Here is a 12,422-nt window from a genome sequence, read left to right as displayed (position 1 = left end):
TCGGATCAGGACCGCGATTGCGGTGACAGCAGTGAGTCTGGTCGCACTGACCGGATGCAGCGCAAGTGGCAGCGACAACGGCAGCGGCGGCGACAAGGGTTCCGGTGATTCCGCCGGAGCGCAGGTCGCCTTCATTCCGAAGCTGACGGGCGTCGGGTTCTTCGAGGCAGGAGGCGAGGGCGCGGTCGCCGCCGGCAAGGAGACCGGCCTGGATGTGCAGTACCTCGGCTCGCCCGAGGCCTCGGCAGCCAAGCAGGTCGAGTTGATCAACACCTATGTCGGTCAAGGTTTCAACGCGATCATCGTCTCGTCAACCACCCCGGACGGCCTGTGCCAGTCGCTCGAGAAGGCACGCAAGCAGGGAGTGGTCACCCTCACCTGGGACTCGGACGTCAACCCGGAATGCCGGCAGTTCTACATCAGCCAGGGCACCCCCGACCAGCTCGGCAAGTTGCTGGTCGACATGGCGCTGGAGGACATCGCGGCGGATGACACCGCGAAGGTCGCTTTCCACTACTCCAGCCCGACCGTGACCGACCAGAACCAGTGGGCCGAGGTGGCCAAGGGGATCATCGGGAAGGAGACCAATTGGGAGATCGTCGACACGATCTTCTCCGAGAACCAGACGGAGCGCGCCGTCCAGCAGGCCGAGGCGCTGATCAACGCCAACCCTGACCTCAAGGTGATCATCGCCCCGGATGCCAACGCACTGCCCGGCACCGCACAGGCTCTCGAGAACCTCGGTCGTACCGACATCACGCTCGTTGGATTCTCGACGCCGAACGCGATGAAGGAGTACATCAAGAACGGCACTCTGAAGCGCTTCGCCCTTTGGGACGCGAAGGCCCAGGGCGCGCTGTCGGTGCACATCGCCAAGCTGCTGCTCGACGGCAAGAAGCTCAACGTCGGCGACAAGGTCGACGTCGAGGGCTTCGGTGAACTCGAGGTGCAGCCGAACTCCGTTCAGGGTTACGACTACGAGGCGGACGGCAACGGCATCATCGTGATGCCCGAGCGCACCGTGTTCACTGCTGAGAACATCGACGATTACGACTTCTGATCGTCCGCGGTGGGGTGCGCGCGCACCCCACCGCCCCCACAGATGACCGGAGAGAGGACACACCATGAGCGTCGCCGAGTACGACGACTGGGAGACCCACGAGCAGCTGCTGCGCGCAGCCTGGTACTACTACGTCGATCAGCTCACGCAGGACGAGGTCGCCAAGCGCCTGTCTATCTCCCGCGCGACCGCAGGACGACTGCTGGAGCGGAGCCGCCAGACGGGCATCGTCACATTCACGCTCGGGTCGAGCAACTTCGAGGCCTTTCAGCTCGGTCGCCGTCTGCGCGAGGCTTTCGGACTGCGAGAGGCCCTCGTGCCCCCGGCCCTGGAGTTCGAGCCCACTGACCCGTACGAGGTCTCCCGGCGCCTCGCTCGCGGAGGTGCGCAGTATCTGCAGAACCGACTCGAGGCCGGCCAGACGCTCGCACTCGGATGGGGAGAGACCGTGCACGCGACGATGGAACGCCTGCCGCTCGAGCAGACCGCCAAGATCAACACCGCGACGCTGACCGGTGGAGTCAACACCTACGTGCCCACTCTTCGTCGCGTGCGTGGCAAGCCGGGTCCTTACCACGACGCCGTCATCCCCGCTCCGATTGTCGTCTCCTCGCCGGAACTCGCCGAGTCACTCCGGAACGAAGGCGTCGTAGGTCGGGCCCTGGAGCACTGCCGCGCGGCTGAGCACGCACTCGTCGGCATCGGAGGAGTCGCGTCACAGGCGACTCTCGCGCAACAGGGGTACGTCAGCGACAAGGAACTCGTCGAGATCCAGAAGCTCGGAGCCGTCGGCGACATTCTCGGACTTTTCTATGACGCTCAAGGACGAGTGCTCGATCTTCCCCTCCACGATCGCCGCATCGGCATCGGCGTCGATGAGCTCCGCAGCATCCCCAACGTGATCGGGATCGCCGGAGGGATGGACAAGGTCGGGGCGATCCTCGGCGCGCTGCGCGGGGGGTATCTGGATGTGCTGGTCACGACCGAGGACGTGGCCCGTGCACTGCTCGCGGCAGAAGCGGGCGACGGTGCGACGGAAGCGACCAAGGAGGAATACGTATGAGTCACGTGATGGCGATCGACGCCGGTACCGGCTCCGTCCGCGCGTGCGTGTTCAATCTGCACGGCAAGCTCGTCTCGATCGCTCAGCGCGCTTGGGAACACGACGCCGAGCAGGGCGTCCCGGGATCGATGGGATTCGTCACCGAGCGCAATTGGCCTCTGATCGTCGAGATCATCATCGAGGCACTTGCGGCGGCGAATCTGACCGGCGATGACATCTCGGCACTGAGCTCGACTTCCATGCGTGAGGGAATCGTGGTGCTCGACGCGGCCGGCGATGAGATCTGGGCGTGCGCGAATGTCGACGCCCGCGCGGAGCAGGAGGTGCGCACCCTCGCTGCCCAGGACGGACTCGAGGAGACGATCTATGACCGCACCGGGCAGAGCTTCGCCCTTGCGGCAGGTCCCCGCCTGCTCTGGTTGAAGACGCACCGTCCCGACCTGTACGACCGCGCGGCCACCGTCCTGATGCTCAGCGAGTGGGTACTGTACCGGCTCAGCGGCGAGCGTGTCATGGAGCCGTCGAACGGCTCGACCTCCGGCTTCGTCGCCCTCGACAGCCGCAGCGGCGACCCCGAGCTGCTGCGTGCATGCGGCTTGCGAGACGACCTTCTTCCCCGCACGTTCGAACCTGGAACGGTGATCGGCCACGTGCTGCCCTCCGCCGCGGAGGAGACCGGCCTGTCGACATCGACGCGCGTGGTTCTCGGAGGCGGCGACGCGCAGCTCGCGGCTCTGGCGATGGGCCTCACCGCTCCCGGCCAGGCCGCGATCGTTGCCGGCACGTTCTGGCAGCAGTTCGTCAACCTCCCCACGCCCTCCGTCGACCCGCAGATGCGAGTACGCGTGAATGCCGCGGCGATTCCCGATCTCTGGCAGGCGGAGGCCATCGCCTTCCACGTCGGCACATCCATCCGCTGGTTCCGTGACACTTTCGCCCAGGAGGAGATCCGCGCCGCGCAGGAGACCGGCGCCGAGCCACTGGATGCGCTGACCGCAGCGGCGAGTGAGATCCCTATCGGCTCGGAGGGGGTCATTCCGATCTTCTCCGATGTCATGAACTATCGGCGCTGGAAGCATGCGGCTCCGTCCTTCCTCAACCTCTCTCTGGATATCGCCGGGTCGCATCTGCGTGCCGCCATGTTCCGATCGCTGCTCGAGAACGCCGCGATCGTCGCCGCTCTCAACCTCGAGATGGTGGAGGACTTCAGCGGCACGCGTGCGGACGAGGTGGTATTCGCCGGCGGCTCTGCGAAGAGTGCGGTCTGGACGCAGATCGTGGCCGACGTGCTCGGGCGCACGGTACGGGTCCCCGCTGTCACCGAAGCCACTGCACAGGGCGCGGCAGCGTGCGCTGCGGCAGGGGCGGGCGCGTTCGCCACTCCGTCGGATGCCGCCGCGGCATGGCTCTCATGGGAGCGCACGGTCGAACCTGACGCCGGCGCACACGCGGCATATGCGCAGGTCAGAGAGCGCTGGCTCGCCGCGTACGCCCCGCAGCGCGAGCTCATGGATGCCGGAATCACGACTTCGCTCTGGCGTGCGCCGGGCAGCTGACATCACAGAAGGAAAGAGAGACGATGGAACTCACTCACACCAGCAAGCCTGAATTCCGTTTCGGCGAGTACGGCCCCGGATATGTACTGCGCGGCCCCCGCACTGACTTCGGCGTGGTGAGACTGCGCCCCGGTGACGACGCGGTGAATCACTATCACGCCAAGATCGAAGAGAGCTTCGTCGTGATCGAGGGCGCCTGCACCGTGTGGATCGACTGCGAGAAGAGCTATGAGCTCTCGGTCGGCGACATCGTGCGCTGCGACCCCGGCGAGATGCACTACTTCGTGAACAATTCTGACGCCGTGTTCCGCGCCGTCTTCGTCAAAGCGCCCTACGATCCCGCAGACGGTGTGCAGGTGCCCTGGGTGCCCGGCGACCCCGTGCCCGTCGACGCGATCTCTGAAGCCAAGGCACGCGCAGCCGCGTGACGACGCTGACGTTCAGATACTCACCGAGAAGAAGGGACTGCGACCATGGCAGATCTTGAAGGCAACATCGATTCGAAGGACTTCGGCGTGGGCACGCCGCAGCGGACCGAGGGATCGGCGGTGAAGGGCGCCGGTCAGCTCGACTTCGGCATGCGCCATCGCCTGTCACGCATCTTCGGCGAGGACGGCCGGACGGTCATGCTCGCGTTCGACCACGGCTACTTCCAGGGGCCCACTCGGGGCCTCGAGCGCGTCGACCTCAACATCGTGCCGCTCGCACCTCAGGCCGACGCGCTGATGGCGACCCGTGGCATCCTGCGATCCGTCGTGCCCGCCTCGATCGACAGCGCACTCGTCGTGCGAGCGTCGGGCGGTCCGTCGATCCTGAAGGACCTGTCCGACGAGCGCATCGCCATGGACATGGAGGATGCCGTGCGTATCGACGCAGCGGCAGTCGCGGTCCAGGTGTTCGTGGGCGGGGAGCACGAGACCCAGTCCGTGCACAACCTGACGCAGCAGATCGACGCCGGTCTGCGTTACGGCATCCCGGTTCTGGGCGTGACCGCGGTGGGCAAGGAGCTCACTCGCGACTCGCGCTACTTGGGCCTCGCAACTCGCATCATCGCAGAGCTCGGCGCGCAGATGGTGAAGACCTACTACTGCGAAGAGGGCTTCGAGAACGTCACCGCCGCGTGCCCGGTGCCGGTGATCATGGCGGGCGGCAAGAAGCTGCCTTCGCTGGACGCGCTCACGATGGCATACAAGGCGATCTCCGAAGGCGCAGCCGGGGTCGACATGGGTCGGAACATCTTCCAGCGTCAGCACCCCGCCGCTATGATCCGAGCCGTCCGCTCGGTCGTTCACGGTGGCGTCACGGCCGAAGAAGCGCACGCGGAGTACCGCGATCTGTCGGATGGTGCTGACGACTGAATCATGAGGGCCGGTGCGCGTCGCTGTTCGCGCACCGGCCCTTCGCTCATGGCGGAAGAACGAGGGAACAGAACATGCATGCCTTGTTGCAGGAGACGGTTTCGGCATCGCGCCGTCTGGGACGTGATCCTTTCCTCGTGCTGCACGGGGGCGGGAACACGTCGGTGAAGAACGAGGAATTCCTTTGGGCGAAGGCCTCGGGGTTCAACCTAGGGGACCTGACGGAGGAAGGTCTAGTTCAGCTGCGCCGAGCGGACTTGCAGGAGCTGTTCGCGCGCGAAACGCTGAGCGACACCGAGATGATGACCGGCTACACGGCGGCCACCGTTCTTCCTGCTCAGCCCGCACCGACGATCGAGGCCATGCTGCATCACGCGCTGCCGTTCACGTCGGTGCTGCACACGCACGCGGATGCCATCGTCGCTCTTACCGACACCGCTCGCGGGCTCGACCTTGTGCGGGAGGTGCTGGGTGATGGCGTCGTCACCGTGCCGTACGTCATGCCGGGGTTCGACCTCGCGCAGGTCGCTTCGCGAATCTGGCAGCAGTCGGGAGGGATCGCACAGGCGCTCGTGCTGCAGCACCACGGCCTGTTCACCATGGCCGACACCGTGGAAGAGGCATACGCGCTGCATCTCGATCTGGTCGGGCGAGCCGAAGCGCACTTCGTAGATCTCGGGGTGGACCTTCGTGCACCGTTCAGCGGCCAGGTCGTGCCCCTGACACCGGCAAGCGGTCCGGGGGCCGTCGCTCTGATCGACCGGCTCGAACGCCACACCACCGGACCGCTCAGTATCTTGCAGTGCGATGACCGTGAGGTGCGCGACTTTCTCCAGCGTCCCGACCTCGATCAGCTGACCTCTCGCGGCCCTACAACGCTCGAGCACGTGATCCGAACCAAGAGAACGCCCCTCATCGGGGATGACGTCGACGGTTACGTGAGCAGTTACCGGGCCTACTTCGACCGCCACCGCTATGCGGACCTCATCATGCTCGATCCGACTCCGCGGGTCGTGCTGCATCCCGAACTGGGCCTGCTCGCAGTGGCGGCGGATCAGCGGGCCGCGCAGGCGATCATGGACATCTACCGCCACACGATGCGTGTCATGACCGCCGCGGAGCGAGCTGGGGGCTATCGGACCGTCGACGAGTCGCAGGCGTTCGGCATCGAGTACTGGGAGCTCGAGCAGCGACGGCTGCGTTGAATGAGCACTGCTACGGAGGACACCGAGATTCTTGTCTGAACTGTCGCCGCTGAAGCGGAGGGTCGCGCTGTTCGCACTGGCCCTGGGCGGCTTCGCCATCGGCATCACAGAGTTCGCGACCATGGGCCTTCTGCCTGAGATCGCTCGGGATCTTCTTCCCGACTACACGAGGGCACCCGAGGATGTGATCGCGCAGGCGGGCACGCTGATCTCGGCCTATGCCTTGGGTGTTGTCGTCGGCGCTCCGTTGTTCGCGGTCTTCGGGGCACGGATGTCGCAGGTACGGCTCGCCCTGCTGCTTCTCGGCCTGCTGTCGTTGGGCACGCTCGCTTCCGCTCTCATGCCCGCATTCGGCTCGGTCATATTGTCGCGCTTCATCGCCGGCCTGCCGCACGGCGCCTACTTCGGCGTCGTGTCGTTGCTCGCCAGTCGGCTGATGGGCCCGGGAGGGGAAGGACGCGGCATCGCACTCGCGATGTCGGGGCTCACGCTCGCGAATGTGGTCGGCGTGCCGCTGTCGACCGTGCTCGGACAGCAGCTGGGGTGGCGGTGGGTGTATGTCGTGGTGGCAGGGCTGTTTGCGGTGACTCTGATACTGGTTCGCGTGTTCTTGCCGGCATGGCCCGGCGATCCGCGGCGCAGTCCGCTGCGCGAGCTGTCGGCGCTGCGCAGCGCCCCGCTGTGGGCCATGGTTGGAGTGAGCTCGATTGGCTTCGGAGGCTTCTTCGCGGTGTACTCCTACATCGCCGAGGTGACGGTTCGCGAGACCGCGCTGTCGGCAGACGCAATCCCATGGGTACTCGCGACCATGGGTGTCGGAATGACCATCGGGAATCTTCTGGGCGGTGTGCTCACCGACTGGCGTCCCGCTGCCGCGGCCGTGTGGGGACTATCGCTCTCGATCGTCGCACTCACGTCGTACAGCTTGTTCGCCCAGACCGCGATCGGCCTGTACATCTGCGCGTTCTTCGCCAGCGGGACGTCGGCGATCTTGATGCCGGCCCTGCAGTCCCGACTGATACGCGTCGCCGGCGAGGCGCGGCTGTTCGGCGCCGCTCTCAATCACGCCGGGTTCAACATCGCGAATGGCTTAGGCGCAGGACTGGGAGGGGCCGCCATCGCAGCCGACTGGGGCTATCTCGCTCCGGGTTGGGTCGGTGTCGCCCTCACCAGCTTCGGCCTGGTGCTGATGCTGATCAGCCTTCGCCTCGAGCCCCAAGAAGGGCTGCGCGGAAGTTTCTGACGCCGTTCTTCAAGCCTTCCTTGCGTGACGCGCGTAACCACTAGTAGAGTCACAGGAACGGCCGATGGGGGGCCGTGTGCGGGTGGGGATTCGCACTCATGTGGTTGATCTGGGGAGATCATGGGGACGCGTATCGTCGGCTATGCCGCCGGAGCCTTCGACTTGTTTCATGTCGGGCATCTGAACATCCTTCGCAATGCACGTCAACACTGCGACGTACTGATCGCGGGCGTCGTCAGCGACGAGATGCTGCGCGCCGTGAAGGGGATCGATCCCGTCGTGCCGGAAGACGAGCGCGCGGAGATCGTCAGGCACATCTCATTCGTGGACGACGTCTATATCGAGACGAAGCCGGCGAAGATGGATGCCTGGCACGACCTGCACTTCACGCGCTTCTTCAAGGGCGATGACTGGCGTGGCACCGAGAAGGGCCTTCGGCTCGAGCGCGAGTTCGCATCCGTGGGCGTGGAGGTCGTGTACTTCCCGTACACCGCGCACACATCGAGTACGACGCTGAGACGCGCTCTCGACGTGCTGACACGCGGCGAGTTGGCGGTGGCTCAATGACGAAGTCCGGATCACGCTCCCCGCCGTGAGGCGAGCGATGCGTCACGCCTGAACTTGCGGATGCCGCTGGGGAGCAGCATCCGTACCGCGATCTGGGGTCGCGAGGCGCCGAGGGGTCGGCGCCTATCGAAATGCCCGCCGTCTGCGGCGGCGGGTCTGGGGAATCTGGGGAAACATGTCGCACTGGGGTTTGCGTACATCATCAGCTCGTGGAGCTTCACGATGACCTCCGTAGAGGAAGTCCTGGGGTACACCCGCGGCGGGGGCGACGGTCTCGTCGTCTCCGAGCCACGAGCGCTGCGCGCGGTGCCCGACTTGGTCGTGGCACCGCGCGCGACCACAACGCTGGAGCAGCGGCGCCGCTGGGAACGGCACTACCGCTCGCTTCTGCACGTCACGGATGTGGCGATGATCGGCCTCGCTGTCGGTCTCACCGCAAGCATCCAACTCCAGCTGGGGGCTAGCCCGCTCGACACCGCCCTGCGCGCATCCCTTCTGTGTGCACTGTGGCTGGCGATGCTCGGCGGCACCCACACGCGCGACGCTGCGCTGTTTCGGCCCAGCGCGGTCGAATACCGTGGCGTTGCGCACGCCACCGGCTTGGCATTCGGCATCCTGGCCATCGGTGACGCGCTCACGAGCCTGCATGGAATGCAGTTGCTCCTGCTCGTCGCCCTCCCCCTCGGGCTGGGATTGCTGATGCTGAGCCGGTGGTCGTGGCGTCGCTGGCTGGTGCAGCAGCGTAACCAGGGTTCCTACACGTCGCGCACGCTCGTCGTCGGCGAGCGTGACGACGTGGAATACGTTGTCGACAGCCTCAGCCGCTCGAACTCAGCGGGGCTGCGAATCGTCGGCGTCACCCTGCTCGACGGCAACGCCCGCGAATTGGTCGTCGGCGACGGCGCCTATCCGGTTCTGGGGAACCTGCGCACTGTAGGCGCGGTGGCTCGCGATCTCGGCGCCGACACGATCATCGTCGCCAGCAGACCACAGGGCGATGCAGACTTCGTCAAGCGCCTGAGTTGGCAGCTGGAGGGCACCGCCGCCGAACTCGTGCTCTCGAGCCGGCTCACCGATGTGGCCGGTCCGCGCCTCTCGTTCGAAGCGCTGGACGGGCTCCCGCTGATTCGCATGCAGATTCCCACGTACTCTGGCGGGCAGCACCTGGTGAAGCGCGCACTCGACGTCGGCGTCGCTTTCTGCGCCCTCGTGCCGATCGCGCTGATGCTTCCGGTACTCGCTCTGCTCATCAAGCTCGACTCTCCAGGTCCCGTGTTCTTCTTCCAAGAGCGCGTCGGGCGCGACGGCAAGCTGTTCAAGATGGTCAAGTTCCGCTCGATGCGCACGGATGCCGAGCAGCAGCTCGCCGCGCTTCGCGAACAGAACGAAGGAGCCGGGCTGCTGTTCAAGATGAAGGACGATCCTCGCGTCACCCGCGTCGGCCGCGTGCTGCGCAAGCTCTCTTTGGACGAGCTGCCCCAGTTCTGGAACGTTCTCGTCGGCGACATGAGTGTGGTCGGGCCACGGCCGCCGCTGCCCAGCGAAGTCACCGGGTATGACGGCAAGGTGTTCCGTCGGCTGTACATCAAGCCGGGCATCACGGGCCTCTGGCAGGTCTCGGGGCGCAGCGACCTGTCGTGGGACGAAAGCGTGCGACTTGACCTTCGCTACGTCGAGAACTGGTCGGTCGTCAGCGACCTGCAGATCATGTGGCGCACGGCGAAGGTCATGCTGCGCCCGAGCGGGGCATACTGAGCGTATGCCGGCAGCATCACCAGATCGATCGATCCTCTTCATTGGCGTCAACTACGCGCCGGAGCCCACCGGCATCAGCCCCTACACGACGGGGATGGCTGAGGGGCTCGCGGGCCGGGGCCACGACGTCAGCGTAATCACCTCGTTCCCGCACTATCCCTGGTGGCGCATCCCCGCGGAGTACCGGCACCTGCCTGCACGCGATGAAACGAACGGGGTACGCGTGAGGCGGCTTCGCCACTACATCCCGCATCGGCCCAGCACAATTCGTCGTGCACTGTTCGAGCTGTCGTTCGGCGTGCGTGCCCTGTTCACGAGGTGGAGGTCACCTGACGTGGTGGTGGTCATCTCGCCCGCCCTGCTCGCATCCCGACTCGTCGCCGCACGGGCTCGCCTGCAGGGCATCCCTGTGGTCACTTGGGTGCAGGACATCTACACGCTGGGTGTCGGACAGGCGTCCAGCGGGAGGGGAAAGGGGCTCATCGCACGCGTGGAGCGGAGCCTGGCGGATGCGTCCCATCGCGTGGTGGTGATCCACGACCGTTTCCGCTCGATGTTCGTGGAGGGCGTCGGCACATCCGCGCCAATCGATGTGGTGCGCAACTGGTCGCACGTCCCGGACGTGAGCGGAGATCGCCGCGCTGAGACGCGTGGGCGGATGCACTGGGCGGATGATGACGTCATCGTTCTGCACGCCGGAGCGATGGGCGCCAAGCAGGGCCTCGAGAATGTCGTGTACGCCGCTCGCGAGGCGACCCGACGCGGCTCGCGAGTGCGCTTCGTGCTGCTCGGCGATGGCAATCAGCGTGAGCACCTCGAATCGCTCGGCGCCGACCCCCGCCTCGACTTCGTGGACCCCCTGCCCGACGACCGCTTCTTGGACACGCTAGCGGCGGCTGACGTGTTGCTCGCGAACGAGCGCCCCGGACTGACCGAGATGTCCGTACCCAGCAAGCTGACCACTTACTTCGCGACGGGGCTGCCGGTCGTTGCCGCCGTTGACTCCTCCAGCACCACACACGACGAGGTTCTCGCGTCGGGCGCTGGTCCGGTCGTGGCAGCGGGTGACCCGGTTGCGCTTGTGGATGCGATCGAAGCGCTGGACGCACAACCGGGAGCTGCGGCTTCTTACGGCGCCTCAGGTCGCGCGTATCGCGCTGCTCATCTAACCTCGTCAGCCGCGATCAACGCGTTCGAGCAAACGCTAACGCAAGCGATCACAGCCTGAAAGCGCGTGCGCGGCGAACGGACGGCGTTAGAGCAGCTTGACGGTGATGTCGGAGAACTCTACTGCCAACGGAGATTCGTAGTCTTTGAAGAGTCGTACCCACGGCCCGCGCCATCTACCGTCATTCACATCCATGGAAGTGAGCGCGCCTGCTCGATGGATACGGACCTGGGACGCGTCAGCGTCGATGCGGACACGGATCTGCTCGCCGGCGCGCGGTGCCGCTCCGCCCTGCTCCGCGAGTACCTGGCCCACCTGCCCGGACTCACGTGCAATCAAGCGAAGCGCCCCATCCGCAGTGAGATGCAGCTCATATCCATCTGAATTGCCTCGCTCCGCCTCCCCACCGGGGCCATCCGCGAGTAGACCGAAGACCACTCCAGCGGCACCAACATCAGGAGCTTTGTCCGGCCAGGTCAGTGTGACCTCCAGGCTCACGAGTGACAAGTCTGGACGCGCCAATGACCCCATGAGGTAGCTGCAACGACCTGCTCGTTGCACACGCAACGCGCCCCGATCGGAGACGAGGGCCGGCTGCGCGTACCAGCCCAACTGTTCGAACCCCGAAGGCAGGTCACCCGCGGCTCGGCGTCCCGACTGGAAATCATCAGAACTGCGGCGCTTGCCGCCGGTCAGGTACGGGATGTTGGAGCACATCTTTCCGGCAACTCCCATCCGGTTCAGGCGATCGACCTCCGCATTGAAATGCACCTCCCAGCAGATGACAGGAGTTCCTGTCGCAACAGCCCGAGATAGTTCGTCGTCGCTGATCCTGGTAGGAACGCCAATGGCATCGAAGCGAGCGGCGAACTCGTCCAACCGTCCCATCTGATCAGAGTCGAAGTAACCCCAAGCCGCATATCCTCGATCTTTGACCATGTTGACCTGCTTAGCTGGCGCCCACTGCTTCCATACCAAACGCTCGGTCGACCTCGGCTGGGCATCCATCAGATCTAGGATCGCTCGGGTGTTGCTGCCCTGCTTGTCCTCAATGAACATCAGAACCTCGTCACCCAACGCTGCGAAAACGTCCTCGAGCCGGCTGACCGGCTCCAATGGAGCTTCGGGGCCCAACCAGGCACGAGCGTCAACTCGCAACTGGTTGATCTCGTTCCAGGTCATCTCAGAGATATTTCGCTGCACACCCAAGGTCCTGGAAGCCGAGAGATCGTGATGGCACACCAGGACTCCATCCGCTGTTGCGCACACCGACACCTCGACGGCATCGGCGCCGGCTTTCAAAGCGGATCGGTATGCCGTGAGAGTGTGCTCCGGCCAGTTGTCACCACTGCCACGATGCGCGACGAAGAAGCTCTCGCTTCCCAGCAGACCAGAGACGGAACCAGGCACAGCGACCGCCGACGCCAAGGGCGTCGACGTCGGCTGC

11 protein-coding genes are annotated in these 12,422 nt (G+C 65.4%); 10 read left to right on the top strand and 1 reads right to left on the bottom strand.

The features are described 5' to 3' along the window. The first annotated feature begins 22 nt into the window (after positions 1 to 22). From lsrB to WFG93_RS07645, 10 genes are all read left to right on the top strand, one after another. A complete protein-coding gene (gene lsrB, locus WFG93_RS07690) occupies positions 23 to 1,060 on the top strand; it encodes an autoinducer 2 ABC transporter substrate-binding protein LsrB (RefSeq protein WP_336645750.1) in 1,038 nt (345 codons plus the stop codon). A gap of 64 nt (positions 1,061 to 1,124) precedes the next feature. Beyond that, entirely contained in the window at positions 1,125 to 2,123 is a 999-nt protein-coding gene (locus WFG93_RS07685) for a sugar-binding transcriptional regulator (protein ID WP_336645749.1), read from the top strand. Next, positions 2,120 to 3,679 (top strand): autoinducer-2 kinase, encoded by a 1,560-nt coding sequence (gene lsrK, locus WFG93_RS07680; RefSeq protein ID WP_336645748.1) that lies wholly within the window; start codon positions 2,120 to 2,122, stop codon positions 3,677 to 3,679. The genes WFG93_RS07685 and lsrK overlap by 4 nt, the downstream gene beginning before the upstream one ends. Before the next feature lie 23 nt (positions 3,680 to 3,702). Next, complete coding sequence (locus WFG93_RS07675) at positions 3,703 to 4,107, top strand: cupin domain-containing protein (RefSeq protein WP_336645747.1); 405 nt, start codon at positions 3,703 to 3,705, stop codon at positions 4,105 to 4,107. A 45-nt stretch (positions 4,108 to 4,152) separates the two neighbouring features. After that, complete coding sequence (gene lsrF / locus WFG93_RS07670) at positions 4,153 to 5,037, top strand: 3-hydroxy-5-phosphonooxypentane-2,4-dione thiolase (RefSeq protein WP_336645746.1); 885 nt, start codon at positions 4,153 to 4,155, stop codon at positions 5,035 to 5,037. 74 nt (positions 5,038 to 5,111) lie between these two features. After that, positions 5,112 to 6,242 (top strand): class II aldolase/adducin family protein, encoded by a 1,131-nt coding sequence (locus WFG93_RS07665; RefSeq protein ID WP_336645745.1) that lies wholly within the window; start codon positions 5,112 to 5,114, stop codon positions 6,240 to 6,242. Positions 6,243 to 6,273: 31 nt separating this feature from the next. Then, positions 6,274 to 7,485 carry an MFS transporter gene (locus WFG93_RS07660; RefSeq protein WP_336645744.1) on the top strand — a complete coding sequence of 404 codons (1,212 nt, stop codon included), beginning with the start codon at positions 6,274 to 6,276 and terminating at the stop codon, positions 7,483 to 7,485. Positions 7,486 to 7,605: 120 nt separating this feature from the next. Next, the gene (locus tag WFG93_RS07655) at positions 7,606 to 8,052 is read left to right on the top strand and encodes an adenylyltransferase/cytidyltransferase family protein (RefSeq protein WP_336645743.1); all 447 of its coding nucleotides are present in this window, start codon (positions 7,606 to 7,608) and stop codon (positions 8,050 to 8,052) included. 222 nt (positions 8,053 to 8,274) lie between these two features. Continuing rightward, the gene (locus WFG93_RS07650) at positions 8,275 to 9,807 is read left to right on the top strand and encodes a sugar transferase (protein ID WP_336645742.1); all 1,533 of its coding nucleotides are present in this window, start codon (positions 8,275 to 8,277) and stop codon (positions 9,805 to 9,807) included. 4 nt (positions 9,808 to 9,811) lie between these two features. Next, a complete protein-coding gene (locus WFG93_RS07645; protein WP_336645741.1) occupies positions 9,812 to 11,035 on the top strand; it encodes a glycosyltransferase in 1,224 nt (407 codons plus the stop codon). A gap of 27 nt (positions 11,036 to 11,062) precedes the next feature. Here the strand turns inward: WFG93_RS07645 and WFG93_RS07640 are convergent, their stop codons facing one another. Further along, positions 11,063 to 12,385, bottom strand: coding sequence for a glycerophosphodiester phosphodiesterase (locus WFG93_RS07640; RefSeq protein WP_336645740.1), 1,323 nt, complete (start codon positions 12,383 to 12,385; stop codon positions 11,063 to 11,065). Between the last annotated feature and the right edge of the window lie 37 nt (positions 12,386 to 12,422).

This window comes from Microbacterium sp. USHLN186, from assembly GCF_037145155.1.
In the GTDB taxonomy this organism is placed as follows: Bacteria; Actinomycetota; Actinomycetes; order Actinomycetales; family Microbacteriaceae; genus Microbacterium.
This window is presented reverse-complemented; position numbering and strand designations above follow the sequence as displayed.